General features: G+C 66.9%; 13 protein-coding genes and 2 pseudogenes. 7 read left to right on the top strand and 8 right to left on the bottom strand.

Annotated elements, in window-relative coordinates; translation table 11 throughout:
- Positions 1-54 precede the first annotated feature (54 nt).
- The 8 genes and pseudogenes from AT984_RS23910 to AT984_RS01085 form a co-directional block, all read right to left on the bottom strand.
- Positions 55-417: pseudogene (locus tag AT984_RS23910) on the bottom strand (diguanylate cyclase domain-containing protein); the annotation flags it as partial.
- 75 nt (positions 418-492) lie between these two features.
- Positions 493-2214, bottom strand: a pseudogene (locus tag AT984_RS23905) (ABC transporter substrate-binding protein); the annotation flags it as partial.
- Positions 2114-3757: a methyl-accepting chemotaxis protein gene (locus AT984_RS01110; protein ID WP_082679688.1), complete on the bottom strand. Its 1644-nt coding sequence runs from the start codon at positions 3755-3757 to the stop codon at positions 2114-2116. The pseudogene AT984_RS23905 and the gene AT984_RS01110, both read right to left, overlap by 101 nt.
- A 144-nt stretch (positions 3758-3901) precedes the next feature.
- Positions 3902-4573 carry a TetR/AcrR family transcriptional regulator gene (locus tag AT984_RS01105; protein ID WP_058718536.1) on the bottom strand — a complete coding sequence of 224 codons (672 nt, stop codon included), beginning with the start codon at positions 4571-4573 and terminating at the stop codon, positions 3902-3904.
- Positions 4574-4707: 134 nt separating this feature from the next.
- Entirely contained in the window at positions 4708-5838 is a 1131-nt protein-coding gene (locus tag AT984_RS01100) for an acyl-CoA dehydrogenase family protein (protein ID WP_058718535.1), read from the bottom strand.
- A gap of 96 nt (positions 5839-5934) precedes the next feature.
- Positions 5935-6564, bottom strand: a complete 630-nt coding sequence (locus tag AT984_RS01095) for a hypothetical protein (RefSeq protein ID WP_058718534.1) — start codon at positions 6562-6564, stop codon at positions 5935-5937.
- On the bottom strand, positions 6565-7383 hold the full coding sequence (locus AT984_RS01090; RefSeq protein WP_058718533.1) for a hypothetical protein: 819 nt from the start codon (positions 7381-7383) through the stop codon (positions 6565-6567).
- 33 nt (positions 7384-7416) lie between these two features.
- Complete coding sequence (locus AT984_RS01085) at positions 7417-8085, bottom strand: SDR family oxidoreductase (protein ID WP_058718532.1); 669 nt, start codon at positions 8083-8085, stop codon at positions 7417-7419.
- A 203-nt stretch (positions 8086-8288) separates the two neighbouring features.
- Here AT984_RS01085 and AT984_RS01080 point away from each other — a divergent pair, with 203 nt between their 5' ends.
- From AT984_RS01080 to AT984_RS01050, 7 genes are all read left to right on the top strand, one after another.
- Positions 8289-12080, top strand: coding sequence for an AAA family ATPase (locus AT984_RS01080; protein WP_058718531.1), 3792 nt, complete (start codon positions 8289-8291; stop codon positions 12078-12080).
- A gap of 68 nt (positions 12081-12148) precedes the next feature.
- Positions 12149-13510, top strand: coding sequence for a hypothetical protein (locus AT984_RS01075; RefSeq protein ID WP_058718530.1), 1362 nt, complete (start codon positions 12149-12151; stop codon positions 13508-13510).
- Between the two features lie 13 nt (positions 13511-13523).
- Positions 13524-14009 carry a substrate-binding domain-containing protein gene (locus AT984_RS01070; RefSeq protein ID WP_058718529.1) on the top strand — a complete coding sequence of 162 codons (486 nt, stop codon included), beginning with the start codon at positions 13524-13526 and terminating at the stop codon, positions 14007-14009.
- 5 nt (positions 14010-14014) lie between these two features.
- Positions 14015-16576, top strand: a complete 2562-nt coding sequence (locus AT984_RS22285; RefSeq protein WP_082679686.1) for an ATP-binding SpoIIE family protein phosphatase — start codon at positions 14015-14017, stop codon at positions 16574-16576.
- A gap of 65 nt (positions 16577-16641) precedes the next feature.
- Positions 16642-16986 (top strand): STAS domain-containing protein, encoded by a 345-nt coding sequence (locus AT984_RS01060; protein WP_058718528.1) that lies wholly within the window; start codon positions 16642-16644, stop codon positions 16984-16986.
- Between the two features lie 20 nt (positions 16987-17006).
- On the top strand, positions 17007-18671 hold the full coding sequence (locus tag AT984_RS01055) for a Na/Pi cotransporter family protein (protein WP_058718527.1): 1665 nt from the start codon (positions 17007-17009) through the stop codon (positions 18669-18671).
- A gap of 17 nt (positions 18672-18688) precedes the next feature.
- Entirely contained in the window at positions 18689-20548 is a 1860-nt protein-coding gene (locus AT984_RS01050) for a uracil-xanthine permease family protein (RefSeq protein ID WP_058718526.1), read from the top strand.
- Positions 20549-20638 lie beyond the last annotated feature (90 nt).

The raw sequence follows: 20638 nt of genomic DNA, 5'->3' as shown, positions 1-20638 counted from the left end.
GTCGCGGCCGCGCTCTTTGGCGGCGTACATGGCCATATCCGCGCCTTGCAAAATCTCTTGCGCCGCATGCGTCATGCCATGGCCAACGGCCACACCGATGCTGGCGGACACACGCACCGTGATGCCATCCAGATGCACGGGCTGACGCAGCGCCACATTGATGCGCTCGGCCAAGATGGAGATGCTTTCGGGCTGCTGCAGTTGCTCGCACAGCACCACGAACTCATCGCCCGCCAAACGTGCCACCGTGTCACCAGGGCGCACGCAGCTCCCCAGGCGCCGCGCCACTTCTTGCAACAAGAGGTCGCCCGCTTCGTGGCCGTGGCTGTCGTTGATGAGCTTGAAGCCGTCCAGATCGATGAAGAGCACGGCCACGCTCAAATCGAGGCGGCGCGAGCGCTCCAGCGCGTTTTGCAAACGCTCGGTGAACAAGGCGCGGTTGGGCAAGCGGGTCAAGTCGTCGTGCGTCGCGCGCCACAGCAGCTGGGCCTCGGCCTGTTTGCGCTCGCTGATGTCCCGCAGGGTGACGACCAGTGACCAGCCGTCGTCCTGGCGGAACTTGGCAATCGAGGCTTCCAGCGGGAAGAAGCTGCCATCCTTGCGATAACCCACGATATCGCCGCGCCCGGACATGCGGCGCAGCTGCTCATCACCGTCCAGAAAGCGCTGGAACAACATCACATGCCGCTCCCGCAAATGCGGCGGCAGCAAGCTGTGCACGGACAGGCTGTGCATCTCCTCAACGCTGTAGCCGAACAGCTCGGCCGCGCTGAAGTTGGCGCGCCGGATCCAGCCCTGACCATCGGTGGCGACGATGGGGGTGTCGGCAAAGGCCATCAATTCAGCACGTTCGGTGCGCTCAACATGCTCGGCACTTTTGGGCGCCTCTGGCCGCGGCGCCTCCGGCATGGGCAGGCCGGAGGCTCCAGGCTCTGCCTGCCACTGCGGCGCTGGGGCTTGCAGCTCGGCCAAAGGCGGTGGCGGCAAGGTGTAGCGGGCCGGCGCATTGGGCGCCTGCGCGGGGAAGTGATCGATGATGCGGAAGTCGCCTTGGGCCCCGCAGCAGCTCAGATAGATGTCCACGCTGACATGCTGGCTCGCCGGGTCCATGCGCACCCGGCCCTGCGGCGCCAGCAGGTCCACCTGCTTGAGCGCAGCGATCAGGCTGGTGGTCTCCCAGCTTTGGCATGCCGCCGCCGCTTGCGCCAAAGCCATCACACAGAGATAGGCACCGGCGCCGAAGTTGCTGATCAGCCCATCGCCTTGCGGCCACAGCCCGCTCACGCCCGTCCATTGGCGCAGCTGCGCCAGCATGTCCTGGTTCTCGGGGTTGCTCAGGCTCATGAAGTAGGTGTTGCAGGAGTAGACGCCCTCGCGCTCTTCCGGCTTCAGTTGGCTGGCCATGACTTCGTCGAACTGGCAGCTGACCAGCGCCATGCGCGCCTTCAAGCCGGCGTGGGCAAAGGCCTGCAGCACCTGGATCTGATCGCGCCCGGCAAAGAAGGGCACGAAGACATCGGCGCCCGAGTAGCGCAAGGCCTCCATCAAGGCCGGCAGCTCGCGCGCCGTCAGACCCAGCGGCAGATACTGCTCGCCCACCGATTCACCGCCGTGCAGCGCCAGCGCGCGGCGCGCGGCGTCGATGGAGCCGCGCGGCCATTCGTAATTGCTGCCGGCGAAAAAGACCTTGGGGCCAAAGCGCTGCACCAGCACCCGCATCAAAGGCTCGATCTGCTGATTGGGCAGGGCCGCAAAGCTGAAGAAACCATGCTCGCGGATGCTGCCTTCCTGGCAAGAGAAATTGAGCATGGGCAGGCCGCGCATGGCCATCACCTCGCCCACCACCGCATGCCGGGCATTGGACAGCAGCGGCCCGATCAGGGCGCGGCAGCCCTGCACATCGATCAGCGTGAGGGCCGCGGCAACGGCGGTGGCCGGCTGGCTGCCATCATCCTGCGCCAGCAACTCCAAGGACCGCCCTGCCACGCCGCCTGCGGCATTGACTTGAGCCACCGCCAAGCTGACGGCACGCAGGATCTCTTGGCCATAAATCGATGCGACCCCGCTGAGGGGCAGCAAGAGGCCGAGCTTGAATGAATTGACTTGAGACACTTTAGTGGGGGCCGTGGGCAAGCAATGGCGACGACGTGGGTGAGGCCCCGGGCGGACGCAAAGCGCGCGCTTGGCGCTCCTTGTGGCTGGGCGCTGCCTCATCGCGGTAGAGCGCAATCGCTTCCAGCAAACGTTTGGCCAGCTGGGTCAAATGCAGCGCCGAAGTACTGCCTTGAACCACCAAGCCGGCGTTCTGCTGCGTCATGCGATCGAGCTGGTTGACTGCCAGATTGACTTGGCCGATGCCCTCGCTCTGATCCCGCGTGGCGGCGCTAATGCCGTCGATCAACTCACCGACCCGGTGCACCTGCTCGACGATATGGCCGATGGATTCCGCCGCCTGCCCCACCAGCTGATGGCCTTGGGTCACCGTGCTGCTGCTGTGTGCCAATTGCTGTTTGATTTGTTGCGCGGCCTGCGCGCTGCGCTGAGCCAGGGCGCGCACCTCGGCCGCCACCACCGCAAAGCCTCGGCCCTGATGGCCGGCGCGTGCCGCTTCGACCGCGGCATTCAGCGCCAGGATATTGGTCTGAAACGCCAGGCTGTCGATCAAGGCCACGATGTCGCTGATCTTGCTGCTGGCGCCGTGGATTTCTCCCATGGTCTGCACCACTTGCTGCATCAAACCGCCACCGGCAGCTGCGGCATGCCGGGTGGTTTGGGCCAATTCGGTGGCGCGCAGGGCCGACTCGGCGTTTTGCTGAACGGTGGCCGTCATTTCTTCCATGGCCGCAGCGGTCTGCTGCAAATTGGCCGCCGTCTGCTCGGTGCGGGCGTTGAGCTCGCTGTGGCCGCTGCGGATCGAGCCGCTGGCGGCTTGCAAACTGCCTAACTGCTCGGCAACGTCGTCCACCAAAGAACGCAGATTGAGCCCCGACTGATTGATCGCCTGCTGAATCAAGCCAATTTCATCGACCCGTTCGAACCTGGCGCCGGCTGCGCTTTGACCGGCGGCCAAGGCACGGGCTTGCTCAAGCAAGCGCTGCAAAGGGCGGCTCAGTTGCAACTCCAGCCAGGCGCAAGCACTCCATGCCAACAAGGCTGCCGCGCCAACGAAAACCAGCCAAGACTGGGGGCTGAGACCACAGGCATAGGCCAGGGCACCCAGGGCCAAGATCTGCACACCAAAAGCGCCACGCAAACGAGCGCGGGCCGACAGCAAACGCAGGGCCGAGGTCCAGGCCCAAAGGCCTTGCCGCAATAGCAAGCCATGGCGCATGCGCCAGCCGGTATTGCGCCCGGCACGCATGCGGGCATACAGGGCTTCGGCGGCCCGTACCTCTTCGGCTTCAGGCTTGGTGCGCACCGACACAAAGCCGACGATCTGGCCCTCGCGCTGCAGCACCGTGGCATTGGCGCGCACCCAGTAATAGTCGCCATCCTTGCGCCGGTTTTTCACCAGCGCACTCCAGCTGTGGCCGGACTTGAGCGTGGCCCACATATCGGCAAAAGCCTCTTCCGGCATATCCGGGTGGCGGACCAGATTGTGGGGCTGACCGATCAGCTCTTCACGGCTGAAACCACTGGCCTCCACAAATGCCGCATTGGCATAGCGGATGCGACCTTGGGGGTCCGTGGTGGACATCAGAGTGACCTGCTCAGGCAGGACGTACTCCCGCTCAGTAACGGGAAAATTGGCGCGCATGGAAAAACTCCCCCTCGACCCAAAGATCAGCTCTTTTTGGCTGCCTCAGTCTTAGAGTAACCTGTACGCTACACGTATATTTATCGGGTTAACCCGAGGCATTTGTCGTATTTTCAGACAAGCAGAATGCCCGGCGGCCGGGGCTTAGCGGCCGTTCTTGATGCGCATCAATTGCTGCTCAATATCGTCCAAGGTGAGCTGTAGCAGCGCGGCCACAGGCGTGGCCGGTTTGGTCGCCAGACCCACGGTGGTGAACAAGAAGCCGACGATCTTGAGCCGGCACAAGTCGTGACATTGCTGGCGTTGGGCCAGGCCGATGCCTTCGCCCAGGCAGGTATCAATCATCGATTCGTATTGCTGCCTGAAACCTGCGGCCGGGCCGCTGGCCAGAAAATTGGCGGACACCTCATTGCAGGGGTCGAACACCAGCTTGAAGTCGTCGGGATGGGTGAGCCAGAAATTCGCATAGGCCTCGTAGAGCTGCCGCAGCCGCGCCCAAGGCTCGCTGGCCGCAGCGCTGCCCTGAATGGCGCTCTGCAAAGAAGCCTCCAAGGCCTCCGCCCAAATGCTTTCCAGCATGGCCGATTTATTGGGGAAGTAGCGATACAGCGACATCGCTGAAATCCCCACCGCCTGGGCCACGCCGCGCATGGTCACCGCCCCGTAGCCGCCTAGGTTGTGCTGCGTTTTGACCGCCAGGCGGATCTGCTCGCGCAGCTCATCTTGCGCCGCGCCGCGCCGGCGGCGCTGGGTGGGTTTGTCTATCGAAGGTGGGAGGACGGGGATGACGGGGGTGTCGGGCACGGGTGCGCTCATGCTGTTCAAAGGCTGAGCGATGTTCGCACGTCGCGCCTAGGTTTTAGACCTATAAGCGCAAGTCATGACCGGAATTTTCACCATCTCCGGGTTTGCCCCGGCCGAGGGCGGCGCTGCGCACCGCCCCGAAGCGATCAAGCCAGCGCGCGGCCGATCAAGATCTTCTGCACCTCAGACGTGCCTTCGTAGATCTGGCAAACCCGCACATCGCGGTAGATGCGCTCAACGGGGAAGTCGCTCAAATAGCCATAGCCGCCGTGCACCTGAATCGCGTCCGAGCACACACGCTCGGCCATTTCGGTGGCGAAGAGCTTGGCCATGGCCGCTTCCTTCAGGCAGGGCTGGCCGGCATCTTTCAGCGCAGCAGCGTGCCAGATCAGCTGGCGCGCGGCCTCGATCTGCGTGGCCATATCGGCCAGCTTGAACTGCACCGCCTGGTGGTTGAAGATGGGCTGGCCGAAGGTGACGCGGTCCTTGCTGTACTTCAGCGCAGCCTCAAACGCGGCGCGCGCCATGCCCACCGCCTGCGAGGCGATGCCGATGCGCCCGCCCTCCAGGCCCGACAGCGCAATCTTCAAGCCTTGGCCTTCCGCGCCCAGCAAATAGCTGGCGGGAATGCGGCAGTTGTCGAACATGATCTGCGCCGTGTCGCTGGCGTGCTGACCCATTTTTTCTTCGACACGGGCCACCACATAGCCGGGCGTGTTGGTGGGCACGATGAAGGCGCTGATGCCCTTCTTGCCCGCGGCCTTGTCGGTCACGGCCATGACGATGGCGACATCGCCGTTCTTGCCGCTGGTAATGAATTGCTTGACGCCGTTGAGCACGTACTCGTCGCCCTCACGCACGGCAGTGGTTTTGAGGCCGCCGGCCTCGGAGCCCACATGCGGCTCGGTCAGGCAGAAAGCGCCCAGCATCTCGCCGCGGGCCAAGGGCTTGAGGAATTGCTGCTTCTGCGCCTCGTTGGCGAAGGCCATCAAGATGGAGCAGACCGGACAGTTGTTGACGCTGACCACGGTGGAGGTGGCACCGTCACCCGCGCCAATTTCTTCCAAGATGATGCTCAGCGCCAGATAGTCCAGGCCGGCGCCGTCGTATTCGGTGGGCACGGCCACGCCGTAGCAGCCCAGCTCGGCCAGGCCCTTCAGCTCGGCCGCAGGGAAATGATGGTTCTTGTCCCACTCAGCCGCCTTGGGGGCGATTTCGGCTTGCACATAGGCACGGATCGCGTCCTGAATGGCGCGGTGGTCGTCGGAAAGCAGCATGTCGTATGTCTCGAATTGGAATGCGGGAGCCGCGTGCTGATAGTCAAACGCGCGGCCAAGCCTCAACGATAACGCGTCCCGCGCTGCCCGCCGGCCTCAAGGTGTGGGTAGCGCCCAGCTTTGCGTCGATTCGCCGGGCGCGTCTGCGCCCTCGCGGCTCCAGAGCGTCACTTGCAGCGCACGCCCGTCGGCGCTGAGCTTGAGGCGCTCGCGCTGGCCGGTGCTCATGGGCTGGCGCGCCAGCCAGGCACTGCGCTCGGCCAGCGCCACCGGCTGCTGCGCCAGCGCCAGCGCCAGCTGCGCCGCACGGTGGCTCAGCTGCAAGTCAGCCTGCTTGCCCGGGTAGCTGGCATAGGTAGGCCGCGCCACTTGGAACAAGATCTCACCGATGGTGTTGCGCCAAGGCAGGGACAGCAAGGCGAAGCCCATGCCCTGCTCATGCTCTTGCTCATGCACCTGACTCTGAGCCTGCATCTGGCTCTGCAAGCCTTCCGGCCCCAGCTTGGCGGCCTGTTCTTGCATTTGCAGCCACCAGGCATCGTTGTCTTGCAAGCTGCGCTCCGGCATGAAACCGAATTGGCACTTCAGGCGCTCCCAAGCCGAGGCCTCGCTCAGCAAGGCCGGCGGCTCAGCCTGCGGGCCTATGCCGTCTGAGGGCTGAAGGTGGCCGCACATCTGGCCCAGCTCGCGGAAGACCTGGGCTTGGAAGAAAGCCTCTGCCGGCATCTAGCTCGCCGCATCGACGGCGCGTGCAGGCAAAGGCCCGAGCTGCGGCGCCACCAGGCCGGCCAGGCCGGCCAGGCCGGGCTCACGAACCAGCAAGGCCGCCGCAAATTGCAGCTGCTGGCGCGCCTGCGACCAGGCCACTGTCTGAGCCAACAAACTTTGCGCGCCGTTCAGCTGCGCTTGGCTCAAAGCCTGGCCGCGCGCCAGGGCTTGCGCCAACACGCTGGCGTCGCCGTCCACCTGCGCCTGTGCGGCCTGAAGCTGAAAGGCGCGGAGGCACAAAACTGCCCCTTGAACATGGCTGGCCAGTGGCAAGGCGAGGTACTGATCCGACACCTTACGAAGCTCCGCGCGGGCCTGGGGCAAGGGCTCTTCGAAGACCCGGCGCCCTGCACTCAGTGCATCAGCAATGGCCGCACAGCGGCCAAGCAAAAGCGCTTGATCGTCCAGGCTGGCTTTCAGCGCGGGCGCGTCCTGCGACCAACTGGCCAGGCAGTCCTCACGCGCCCATTTGCAATCCCAGCGCGGGTCTTTGGGCTTTGAGATGCGCTGTGTCGCATCGCCCCCCGCCCACGCCGCCTGACCTCGCGCCAGCGGCGACTCATTCGCCGGGGCCAAGAGCCCGGCAAGATCAAAGAACACATTGGCTTCTGGCGCGGAGCTCACCTGGCGTGGCTGCAGGGCTGCCGGCCGCGGCTGAGGTGCAGCATCAACCCAGCGGTTATTGCTCGCTAACCAGGCCGCGGCCAGCGCCAGCACAGCCAGCGCAATCAGCCCCAAGGTCCACAGCAAGCCCCGGCCTGCGCGTTTCAAGTTCATCGCCACCCCAAGCAAGTGTTCCGTTATGCCAGCTCACCACGTCAGGCGCTGGCCATCGTAGTTGATGAAGCTACCGTTGTCGGCCGGGCTCAGGCCCGCCATCACCGCGCGCATGCCCGCCACGCTGGTCTGCACATCAATATCGGCCCCCTCGCCGCCCATCTCGGTGCGCACCCACCCGGGGTGGACGCTGATGCAAATGGCTTTGTCCTGCAGCATCAAGGAGGCATCTTTGAGCACCGAATTCACCGCCGCTTTCGAAGCCCGGTAGAGCCAGCCCTGGCTGTCGCTGCGCAGGCTGATCGAACCCATGCGCGAGGAAATGATGGCCAGCCGCGCGCCCGGTGCCAGCGCATCCTGCAACTGCGGCAGCACCCGCATGGGGCCCAAGACATTCGTTTGCATGACGGTATTGAACTCCGCCTCGGTCGGCGTTTGCAGCCCGCTGATGCGGGAGCCGTACACACCCGCCACCAAGGCCACCTGATCAAAGGCATAGCCATCGATCTGCCAGGCCAGGCCCGAGGCACTGGCCGTGTCCATGACGTCCAATTTCAGCGCCACCGCGCCCAAATCACGCAGGCGCTGCAGCCCGGCCTCGTCGCGTGCCGTCGCCACGACACGGTCGCCCGCGGCCCGCGCCTGGCGCACCCATTCCAAACCAATGCCGCGCGAAGCGCCGACGATCAAAACTGTGGCCATATTGTGAAAATTCCTGCGAGAGATGAAGGTGAGGCCTTGGCAAGGCGCGGCAGCACATCGCCGTCACGCCCGCACCCCGAAAGCGCCCCGAAAGCGCCCCGATTCTGCCCCTGCGCCGGTCACTATTCACCATGAACGTCCCGTAACGTCACCCAGGCATACTGCGCCCCAGATTCTTTCGCCTCATGTTTTTAACGAGCCCAGTGCCCCTTTCCTCTGCCGACGCCGCTGCCACCTCAGCAATTCCAGCCCAAGCCCAGTTACGCCTGCTGGGCGGCTTCGAGCTGCGCGATGTCGCGGGCCGTTTGTTGGCCCTGCCCTACGACAAGGTGCGCGCCTTGCTGGCCATGCTGGCCCTGCAAAGCGGGCCACTACCCCGCGAGCTGCTGGCCGAAACCCTTTGGCCCGATTCCAGCTTGGACCAAGCGCGCGCCAATCTGCGCCGCGCCCTGTTCGATCTGCGCCGGGTGCTGGGCCAACTGTGGCCTGAGCAGGCCGAGCTGGATCCGCTGCAGGGCGACAAAAAACATCTGCAACTGCGCGAAGACCTGGCCTGGCAGCTGGACTGCCGCGACTTCGCCCTGGCCCAGTTGGACGCCGCCACAACCCAGCCCGAGGCGCGCCGCCAGGCCTTGCAGCAAGCCCTGAACCTCTACCGCGGCCCGCTGCTGGATGGCCTGCAACTGCCCGAGGCGCCCGGCTTCGAAGCCTGGCTGCAGCCGCGCCGCGAGGCCTTGCTGCGCCAGGCCCAACAACTGCTGGAGACCTTGGGCCAACTGCATGAAGATGCGGGCGAGCCCGAAGCCGCCCTGGCCTGCGCCCGCCGCGCCCTGGCCCAAGACCCTTGGTGCGAGCCTGCCCTGCGCCGCTGCATGCGCATGCTGGCGCCCACCGCCGCCGGCGAGGCCCTGGCCTTGTTCGAACATTTCCGCAAGCTGCTGCAGGCAGAGTTGCAACTGCAGCCGCAGGCCACCACCCTGGCCCTGGCCGAAACCCTGCGCGGCGCGTCATCCAGCGCCGGCAGCCCGCAGACGCCCCGGGCCGAACGCCGCCGCGTTGTCGCCCTGGCTTGCGACTGGGAAGCCCCGACCGAAGACGGCAACGCTGAGAACGGCGCAGGCTGGGAGGCCGAAACCCTGGCCGGCGCCCTGCAGGCCCGGCTGAACCAAACCCGCCACCTGCTGCAGGCACGCGGCGCCCATGTGCAGCGGGCCGAGGGCGGCGAGCTGTTGGCCTTTTTCGGCCACCCGCGCGCGCAAGAGCATGCACCTCGCCTAGCTCTGGACGCAGCGCTGGAACTGGCCGCCACCCACGAGGCAAAAGCTGAGGGCTGGGCCCTGCGCCAAGGCCTGCATGTGGGCTGGGTGCATGCCGACCCCGAGCTGGCCTCGCCCGACAGCGTGGGCGCACTCTCCCGTCAGGCGCGCAAGCTCGCCCTGCAAGCGGAAGCAGGCAGCATCCGCGTCAGCGCGGAGCTGCAACAGCAAAGCGAGCGTCACCACCGCTTTGCGGCCACGGCGGAACCCGGCGGCAGCGCCAGCCTGCTGGGCGCACGCCCCGCACAAGCCAATAGCCGGAGCGATGCGCTCAAGCCCATGGTCGGCCGCAGCGCCGAGCTGGCCCAGTTGCAACAGGAATGGGCCCACGCGCAAGGCAGCGCCCGCACGGTCTGGGTGCAAGGCGAACCCGGCCTGGGCAAGACCCGGCTGCTGCAGGCGCTGCGCCAATCTGTTGTCGCCGCTGCGGGTGCCACGCCAACGCCGATCTCCCAGCTGCAATGCCGCCCCGAATATCGCCACACCCCGCTCGAACCCGTGCGGGCCACGCTGCGCCGGCGCATGGGCGCCGCACTGAAGGGTGATGAAGCGCAGGCCGAGGCCGGCCTCAGCACGCTGCTGCAGCAAGCCGGCCTGCCACCTGCCGGCCATGAGGCCGCGCGCGCCCTTCTGCGCCCGCTGCTGCTGCAAAGCCAGCAGCACTCGCCCCCGGCCGAGCCCCTGCTCAAGCGAGAGCTGCACAGCCTGCTGTGCGATCTCTTCGAAGGCCTGGCCCAGGGCCGGCCGCAGCTGATGCTGCTGGAAGACTTGCACTGGGCCGACCCGTCCACGCTGGAGCTGATGCAGCTGCATCTGCAACGCCAAAGCCAGCGCCCCGCTGCGCAGCGCGCCCCCGGCCTGCTGCTGCTCAGCTCACGCGAGGCGCCGCCCGACGATGTTCGCGCCAGCCTGGACCTGTGCCTGAATCTGCAGCCCTTGCCCCCCGAGGACATGGGTCGCTTGATCGATCAACTCGACAGCGCCCCGGCGTCACCCGCCCAGCGCCAGCAAGTGCTGCAGCGCGCTGGCGGCGTGCCCCTGTTTGCCGAAGAGCTGGCGCGCTCGCTACGCCTACGCCCGGCCGACAAAGTGCCGGCCACGCTGTGGGATTTGCTCGCTGCCAGCCTGGACCGCCTGCCGCCCGAGGCCAAGCGCCTGGCCCAAGGCGCAGCCCTGCTGGGCAGCACCTGCTCGCCCGCCCTGCTGCAAGAACTGCTGCAACTGCCGGCCGGGCCTTTGGCCCAGCAACTGGCCCAATTGCAGCGGCTCGACCTGCTGCAAGCCATTGAGCCGCAGCACTGGCAGTTCCGCCATGCCTTGATCCGCGACGCCGCGTTGGAAACCCTCAGCGCCAGCGAGCGCCGCGCCCTGCACCGGCGTGCCGCCCAGGCGCTGATGGGCCCCTTCGCCGCCCAGGCGGCCGATGCGCCCGAGGCCCTGGCCCAACATCTGCACGCCGCCGGCGACCCGGCGGCCGCGCATTACTGGCTGCAGGCCGCAGAACGCGCCGCCGCCCAATCGGCCCACCAGGAAGCGCGCCACGGCTTCGAGCAAGGCCTGGCCGCCCTGCAACTTCCCGACGCGCCTCCTGCCCTGGTGCAACGCCTGCGCCTGCCCTTGCTGCTGGGTCTGGGGCACGGCCTGCTGGCCCTGGAGGGCTATGGCTCGCCAGCCGCACGTCAGTGCTACCGCCAGGCGCTGCAAGCCTGTGATGAAGCCGGCGCCGCCAGCGGCCCGGGGCAGCGCTTCCAGGCACTCTGGGGCTTGTGGTTGGGCAGCCGCAGCGGCCCGGACGAAGGCCCGGTGCTGACCCTGGTGCAAGAGCTGTTGACCGTGGCCGCCGACACCGGTGACGCCGCAGCCGCCGTGCAAGCGCGTTATGCCCTGGGCAATAACCTCTTTTTCCTAGGCCAGCTGCAAGCCTCCTGCGAGGCCCTGGCCGAGGCCGCCGCCGCCGGGGACCGCCTGCCGCCGCGCCAGCGCGCCCAGCTGACCCAGCGTTTTGGCGAACATGGCGGCATTGCCGCCCGCGCCATGCTGGGCTGGCCCCTGGCCTTGCAGGGCCGCGTCGATGAGGCCCTGGAGCAAACCAAGCTCGGCCTGCAGCAAGCACGCGAGTTGGGCCATGCCCAGACCCTCGGCTTTGCCTTGACCATGGCGGGCGTGCTGCAGCGCCATCTGCGCCGCCCCGACGCCGCCCTGCCCCTGAGTATGGAACTGCTGGCCCTGGCCCAGCGTCACGGCCTGGCCCTGTGGCAGGCGGTGGGCGCGCTGGTGCTGGGCTGGAGCCAGGCGGCCGGCGGCGACCCGGCCGGCCTGCTGCCCATCCGCCAAGCCGCCAGCGCCTCGGCCGTGGCCATGCCCAGCACCGAGGCGACTTTTCTCTCCTTCCTGATCGAAGGCTTGCTGACCCTCGGCCAGGCCGAAGAAGCCCTGAGCCAGATCGACGCCTGCCTGCCCAAGGCACATGAACGCCAGGAGTTCTACCTGCTGCCTGAACTCTGGCGCATGCGTGCCCAGGCCCTGGCAGCCCAAGACGCACCGCGCAGCGAGATTGAACAGGCGCTAGATCAGGCCGTGCAAGCCGGCCGCGCCATGGGCGCCGAGCTGCTCTTGCAACGCAGCGCCGCCCAAGTCCTGGCGCTCATCAACGGCCATTCAACGGAAATTCAACGCTAGGCCGGCAAGCTCTCGCTCAATTTCAGGCCCGCCAATCAAGACGCGGGTCATAGCGAGGGGATGCTTTGATGCCGACAAGAGCAAGACAACGCAAGAGACACGCAGCGGCCTGGGCGCTGGCGGGCCTGGGCCTGCTGGCCGGCGCCAGCGCGCAGGCGGCCGAGGAAACTGGCGAGGGCCGGGGGAGTTCATTGCGCTTCTCCGGCTTCGCCACCCTGGGCCTGGCGCATAACGACAACGCCACGGCCGGCGCCGTCACCTCCTTCTCCCAGCTCAAGCCGGTGCAGCAAGGCTGGTCGGCCAATATGGACACGGTGCTGGGCCTGCAGTTGGAATGGCAGCCGCTGAGCGGCACCACATTTCAAATGCAAGGCGTGGCCCGCGCCGGTGAAGACATGCAGCCGCGCCTGCGCATCGCCGCCCTGCGCCAGCAACTGGGCCACGGCCTGAGCCTGAACCTGGGCCGCATCCGCAGCCCGCTGTTCTTTGATTCCAGCATTGCCGAGATCGGCTATGCCAATCTGACCGTGCGCCCGGCGCCAGCCATCTACGCCCTCACCAATAGCGTGGCCGGCCTGGACGGGGCCGACCTGCACTGGCGCCTCAACTTCGGCGATGCCAGCGTGCTGGCGCAAGTGTTTGGCGGGCGTTACGACTACACCCACCGCTTCAACAACTTTTCCCCCGCCATCTCCGCTGACGCCAGCTTGCGCGGCCTGCTGGGCTTCAGCTTGAGCGCCAATCTGCAAGGCCTGACCCTGCGCGTTTCGCGCACCGACATTGACCGCTATGTGCTGCGCTCCGAGCAGGTGGACCAAATCAATGGCGGCCTGACTCAGCTCAGCGGCGCGCTGCAGCAAATCGCGCAGAACCCACAACTGCCTCCTGCCATGCTGGCCGCCTTGCAAGCCAAGGCCCAAGGCCTGGATGCCCTGCGCAACCCCTTTGACAACCGACCCACCTACACCAGCCTCGGCATGGACGGCAACTGGCAGCAATGGCGCTTGCTGGCCGAGCTGACCTGGATGGACCCGCGCAACGATCTGGTCGGCCGCGGCACGGGTTACAGCCTCACGCTGGCCCGCAGCTTCGGGGACTTCACGCCCTATCTGAGCCTGGCCCAGCTCAAACGTTCCAGCGCCAAGCTCAACACCAGCGCCCTGGCGCCCACCGGCCTGGACCCGCAACTCGATGCGGGGCTGAACCAGCTCAAACAAGGCTTCGACCGCGCCCAGCAGTTCGCCGACATCAGCAGCCGCTCGGTCAGCCTCGGCCTGCGCTGGGACTGGCGCGAGAACATGGCCATCAAAACCCAGCTCGATCTCGTGAGTACGCCCAACGCCAACACGCCCGGCCCACTGGCCGTGCCCGCGCTGCCCTTCGACAACAAACTCCAGCTGTTCAGCGTCACGCTGGACCTGGTGTTCTGAGGAGGGGCCGGTCATGAAACACCATCAACACCGCCTCCGCATCCTCCATCGCGCTCGCCTGGCCCTGCTCTCGCTGCCCGCTTTGCTGAGCTTGCTCTGCTTCAGCGCACCGCAAGCCGCGCAGGCCGGCACTGAGCTGATCGTCATCGCCCACAAAGATGTGGCGCTGGACAAAATCAGCCCCGAGCGCATGACGCAGATCTATCTGCGCCAGCAACAAAACTGGCCCGACGGCCAGGCCATCCAGCCCATCGACCTGCGCGAAGGCAGCGGTTTGCGCCGCGCCTTCTACGACCAAGTCACCGGCCGCAGCCCCGGCCAGCTGCGCGCCTTCTGGGCCCGCCAGAGCTTCACCGGCATGGGCTTACCGCCGCGCCAGGTGGACAGTGATGAGGAAGTCACCCGCCTGGTGCAAAGCACGCCCGGCGCCATTGGCTATGTCTCGCGCAAGCCCAGCGGCGCCGCCGTCAAGGTCCTGCTGACCGCCAATCTCGACTGACGGTTATGACGACTGCCGCCACCGACCTCGGCCGGGCGCAAGCCCACTGGCTGCGCCTGCTGGCGCCGGCCAGCTGGCTGTCGGGCCGGTTGAGCTTTTCGCGCAAATTCCTGCTGGTCGGCGCGGTGATGCTGGTGGCCCTGGCCTTGCTGAGCTGGCCGCTGCTGCGCAAAGCCGGGCAAGACGCACAAAGCGCCGAGCTGGAGCGCCGCGGCCTGACCGCCCTGGCGCAGCAAGCCGCAGTGCTCGACACCTTGGTGCGTCAGCGCGGTGCACTCAAAGACGAGCGCGGCAATGCCCAGGCCATCCAGGCCGCCCAAGTCCAGCTGCAATCCCTGCAAGCCTGGGTTGCCGCGCCGCAGCTTCCGCCCAGCGCCCCACCCAACACCTTGCCCGCCCTGGGCCAACGCCTGCAGCAGCAATGGCAACAGCTGCAAGAGCTGGGCGCGCAAGACGATGATGCCCAGCGCCGCTTCGCCGCCCATACCGGCACCATCAACGCCTTGCTGGCCCTGATGCGCGAAAGCGCCCGCGCCCACCGCCTGAATGTGGACCCCAAGCTGGACGCGGCGTTCGAGATGCTCAGCCACCGCCTGCCCCTGCTGATGGAAACGCTGGCCAAGCAGCAAGACGCGCTGGCTCTGTCCAGCGACAGCATGGCCAGCTACGCCGTGGCCGCCCAGGTGGTGCTGAGTGAAGCCACACCCGCCCTGCGCGCCGGCATGAAGCAGCTGCTGTCCCAGGGCGACCCCGCCGGCCTGCAAGCCCAGCTGGACGAGCTGCTGACCCGCATCGAACGCCAGCAAGACGCGGTCGACAAGGTGCTGGATGCGCCCGAAGCCCTGGCCGAGCTGCGCCCCATCGCCAGCGCCAATCTGGCCCAAGCCCAGGCCTTGCTGGTGGCCGCCACCGCGCAGGCCGATGCCTTGCTGCAAGAGCGCCTGACCCAGCTGCGCCGCAGCCAGTGGCAAGTGGGTGCCTTGCTGGTGGGCGCGATGGCGGCGATTGCGTATCTGTTCGCCGGCATTTATGTGTCCACCCTGCGCTCGCTGCGCCGGCTCTCGCAAGGCACGCAAGACTTCTGCGCCGGCCGGCTGGACACCCGCATCCGCATCGACACGCAAGACGAGCTGGTCCTGGTGGCGGGCAATTTCAACACCGTGGCGTCGGAGGTCGGGCGCTTGCTCGATGTGATCCGCGAGCAAAACGAATCGCGCCAACGCGAGCTGGAGCGCCTGGTGCAACAGCGCACGCTGGAGCTGGCCGACAAGAACGATCAGCTGCATCTAGCGGCCCTGCGGGTGCAAGAGGAGCTGGAATCGGCCCGCGATATGCAACAGGCCATCCTGCCCCAGCACTTCCCCGACACGGCGGACTTCTCCATGCAGGCCTGCATGCACCCGGCGCGCGAGCTGGGCGGTGATTTTTATGACTGCTTTGCGCTCTCAGACGGCCGCTGGGGCTTTCTCGTGGCCGATGTGGCCGGCAAGGGCGTGGGCGCGGCCTTCTTCATGGCCGTGTCGCGCACCGTACTGCAAGACCTGGCGCAAGACGAGTTAGGCCCCGAAGAAGTGCTGGCCCGCGCCAACGATGTGCTCAGCGGGCGCAACCCAATGGAGCTGTTCGTCACCGCCTGCTACTGCATCTACGACCCGCGTGACGGCAGCCTCGCTTATGCCAGCGCCGGCCACCCCGCGCCGCTGCAGCGCACCGCCCAAGGCGAGGTGCTGGCCCTGGACAGTGCGTGCGACATCGCCCTGGGCGTGATGCCCGGCATGAGCTATAGCCGCCGCCATGCCCACATGGCCTGCGGCGACACCCTTTTGCTTTACACCGACGGCATCACCGAAGCCTTCGACGCCGCCGAAAACGCGTATGGCGAAGAACGCCTGAGCGCCTGGCTGCAAGCCAGCGACGAACCGCACGCCGCCGCCAAGCTGGCCAGCCTGGTGCGCGATGTGGCCGACTTCGTCGGCGGCGCCGAACCCAGCGACGACCTGACCGCCCTGCTGCTGTGCCGCAAGCCGCGCGTAGATGTCCCAGTCGGCGCCACCGGCCCCGTCGCTATCAACACCCAATCCCCCGACCCGTCCGCCAGCCCACAAGCCCGAGGAGCTCTGACCGTGAGCCACGCCCCCCTGGAACTGAAGAACAAAACCTTGTTGCTGGAGCATCGCCTGCACAGCCGTGTCGAAGAAATCGCCCCGCTGGCCGAGGCGGTGAACGAGGCCCTGGCCGAGCGGCCGGACGTGGCTTTTGCCGTCAACCTCTGCCTGGAAGAGTTGATCACCAACACCATCCAGCACGGCCTGCACGGCGCGCCCGATCGCAGCATCCATGTGCGGCTCTCGCGCTCGGATGAGTGGCTGGAAATCATCCTCAAAGACGACGCCCCGCCCTTCGACCCCTTTGTGGAAGCCCCCGAGCCCAGCCTGGACGCCAGCGTGGAAGAACGCGCCGTGGGCGGCCTGGGCGTGCACATGGTCAAAACCATGATGGACGAGGTGCGTGCCTTCTACGACGGCAGCGGCAACTTGATCGTGCTGCTCAAAACCCTCAAGCGCTGAAGCGCCTCGGCCCCAGCGTCTGCCCCAACCACACAAAAGCCCCCAGTCAAAGAAAGAGCCCCGCCATGAGCTTCGAACACTACAGCAGCGATGAACAAGGCGCCCGCCTCGTCAGCCTCAAAGGCCGCATCGACAGCGCCACCGCCAGCGCTTTTGAGCAAGCCGTGCAAGACCTGTTCGCCACCCCCGGCGCCCGCGCTCTGCTGGACTTTGCCGCGGTGGACTACATCTCCAGCGCCGGCCTGCGCGTGGTGCTGATGGCCGCCAAGCGCGCCAAGCAAGCGCAAGGCCGCTTGCTGCTGTGCAGCCTGCCCCAGCATGTGCGCGAGGTGTTTGAGATCAGCGGCTTCCTCAAAATCATCGACAGCGTCACTGACCGCAACGAAGGCTTCCGCCAGTTGGCGGCCTGACCTTTTATTTACGCGGACTCATGAGCATCTTTTTCAGCCTCTTCGCCGGGCTGGGTCTGTTCTTCATCGGCGTGAGGCTGATCAGCAACAACCTGCGCCAGGTGATCGGCCGGCGCCTGCGCCAGCTGATTGCGCGCGCCGTCACCAGCGCGGGCTCGCTGGCCTTGTTCGGCTTGCTGGCGGGCGCGGTGATGCAAAGCGTCAATGCCGTCATCCACGTGCTGGTGGCCCTGGTCACCGCCGGGGCCATGGACCGCAAGCGCGCCTTTCCCATCATCCGCTGGGCCAATCTGGGCACCTCGATGCTGGCCCTGGTGGCCGCCATTGACTTGCATGCCCTGGCACTGTGCCTGGTGGGCCTGACCGGCATTGCCTACTACCAGCAGATCGACCAATCCACCCGCTGGCGCCACGCCGTGGGCGCCCTGCTGGGCTTAGGCCTGCTCTTCCTGGGCACCGACTTCATCAAGACCGGCGCGGCCATGCTGCGCACCGCCCCTTGGCTGCGCGAGCAGATTGCCGAGCTGGGCGTCTGGCTGCTGCCCAGCTTTGCGCTGGGGGCCATGGTGGCCTGGGCCGCGCAGTCGTCCACCACCGTGGTCGTCATCACCATGAGCCTGGCCGCCGGCGGCCTGATCGGCTGGAACGGCGGCGCCATGCTGGTGATGGGCGCCGGCCTGGGCTCGGCCGCCTCGGCATGGAACCTGGCCGGCCGCTTGCAAGGCAGCGCCCGCCAGCTGGTGCTGTTTCAGGTGTTGCTGCGCTTGCAAGGCCTGCTGCTCACCTTCATCTTCTACGCCTGTAACCGCTGGCTCTTTGACGACCCCTTCGGCCGCCTGCTGGACCACTTCGCCATGGGCTTGCCGGCGCGCCTGGCCGCCTTCTACATGGTGGTGCAAGTGCTCAGCGACCTGGGCAGCCGCGCGCTGGACGCGCCAGGTCAGCGCTGGCTGGAAGCCTGGGCCGCGCCCTCGGTGCAAGAGAACCTGAGCAAGCCGCACTTTGTGCACGACGAGGCCCTGGACGAAGCCGAAACCGCCCTGCTGCTGGCCGACAAAGAGCAGCAACGCCTGCTCGCCTGCCTACCCGCGTATCTCGACGCACTGCGGCAAGACGCGCCCGCTGCGCTGGCCTCGGCCGACAAACGCCAGGCCGCTGAAAGCCAGGTGCTACAGCTCTGCGAACAGTTCCTGGTGGAACTGGCCGACCGCCAGCGCAGCCGCGATGTGCTGGAGCGCAGCATGGTGCTGCGTGACCGCAACCGCCTGCTCGCCTCGCTGCAAGAGTCGCTGGTGGAGCTGCACCAAAGCACGCAAGCCGCGATGAGCGACCCCACCGTCGCCCAGCTGCTGGACCAACTGGTGCAAAGCCTGCACATGATGTTGGAGGCCCTGGCCGAAACCGCCGCCCGCGCCCAGCCCGATGCCGAAGACCTGGAACTGCTGCGCAGCCTCACGCATGACCGCTCGGAGCTGATGGACGGCATCCGCCGCCGCCTGCAAGGCAGCGAGCTGGAAGCCAGCCTGCGCCAAGCCGTGTTCAGCGCCACCACGGTGTTTGAGCGCTGCGTCTGGCTGGCGCGGCGCTATGTGCTGCTGCTGGATGCGCCCGCCATGCCGGGCAAGCCAGGCACCACCGCTACAGCACCGCACCCAACAACGACCCCGGCCCGCGCCAAGGCCTGACTGATACCGCCAACCCCATGAGCCCGCCCCTGCTGCAAGCCCTCAGCCGCTGGCTGCCCCCATCCAAGCCGGTACGCCGGCCCTTCGAGCTGATCTACGCGGCCGATGAATGCCCGCCGCGCGGCGCCCTGGGCCTGCTGGCCTTGCAACATGCGGCTACGGTGCTGGCCTTGATCGCCCATGTGCTGGCCGCCGCCAAGATTGCGGGTTTGAGCCTGCCGCAAACCCACTCCATCGTCGCCATGACCCTGCTGGGCATGGCCATGGGCACGGCCCTGCAAGCCTGGGGCGGGCGCTGGGGCAGCGGCACCCTGCTGGTCTTCCAGCCCGACCCGATGATGATCACGGTGGCCGGCGCGGCCATTGCCAGCTACGGCCTGGGTTCCCTGGTGCAGGTGAGCCTGATCGCCGCCGGCGTCACGCTCTGCGTGGGGCCGCTGATGCGCCACTTGCGCGCCCTATTCCCGCCTACCGTGGTGGGCACCGTGGTGTGCATGGGGGGCTTAGGCCTGGTGGAGCCGGCCATGCGCAATGCGCTGGGCGTGGTGCATGCCCCGGCGGCAACGGCAGGTGCCTCCGCCCTGCAGATCGACGGCATCAGCGCCCTCATCTCGGGCGCCACCCTGGCCAGCATCGTGGTGCTGTCGGTCTGGGGCGGGCGGCGCTTCAAGCTGCTGGGCGTGTTGGTGGGCTTGTTGATTGGCCTGGCCATTGCCGCCTTCAGCGAGCGCCTGCTAGGCCTGGAGTGGCTGCACAGCGCGCCCTGGCTGGCCATGCCGCAGCCGATTGCGCCCAGCTTCAACCTCGGGCCCGAGATCATTTTTGCCATCGTGCTGATCGCCACGCTCAACCAGCTGGACAACATCGGCTGCCTGATCGTGATGGACAAGACCGACAACGCCGACTGGAAGCGCGCCGATATGCAAATGGTGGGCCGCGGCATCCGCGCCAATGGCGCGAGTGACTTTTTGAGCGGCCTGTTCGGCAGCTTCCCCACCGCGCCCAGCTCCGCCAATATCGCCCTGGTGCACGCCACCGGCTCCAGCAGCCGTTACATCGGCCTGGCCTGCGCCGCCATGTTGCTGCTGGTGGCGATGAGCCCGCTGCTGACCATGGCGCTCACACTCATCCCACAAGCCGTGCTGGGCGCCATCTCGCTCTATGCCGCCGCGTACCTGATCGTCTCCGGCATCGAGATGATCGCCACCCGCGCGCTCGACAGCCGTGGCATCTTCATGGTGGGTTTATCGCTCTGCGCCGGCCTGGCCACCATGCTGATGCCGGGCTTGAGCCAAGGCCTGCCCGATGGCCTGGCCATGCTGGCCGGCGACGGCTTTGTGGTCACCGGCGTCTGCGTGATGGGCCTGAACCTGCTGTTCCGCCTGGGCACCCGCTTGCGCGCCAGCTGCGAGCTGGACCCACGCCTCGGGCCCATCAGCCACCAGCTCACCGCCTTTGTTGAGCGCCAAGGCGGCGCCTGGGGCGCCCGCATGGACATCGTCCGCCGCGCCGCCCTGGCCGCGCTGGAAGCCAGCGAAGCGATACAAGCCGCAGGCGGCGGCCGCCTGCTGGTGATACGCGGCAGCTTTGATGAATTCAACTTCGACCTGGAGTTGCTGCATGAGGGCGAGCCGCTGCGGGTGGGGGCTGCTGCGGGCGATGTCTCAGTCGATGGCGTTGCAGCGGCAGTGCCGCTGGATCTGGATGCGCTGATGAACAGCAGCGACGATGACGCTGATGCCGCTGAAATGGAACGTCAGCTCGACGCCGCCATGGCCCGCGTCTCCGGCGTGCTGATGCGCCACCTAGCCGACAAACTCAGCAGCGCCAGCCTCGGGACGGGGCAGGCGGTGTTGAGGTTGCATTTTGATCATTGAGGGCGCCCCATTCAACTGCGCCGAGTGGCGATGAACGCCGGCAGGAACTTCAAATTTAAGGCCTACCCCTCAGGTCCCCGAATGCGGGAC

It is taken from the genome of Paucibacter sp. KCTC 42545 (assembly GCF_001477625.1).
In the GTDB taxonomy this organism is placed as follows: Bacteria; Pseudomonadota; Gammaproteobacteria; order Burkholderiales; family Burkholderiaceae_C; genus Paucibacter_A.
Note: the sequence above shows the minus strand (reverse complement) of the source record. Positions and strands in the feature narration are given on the sequence as shown.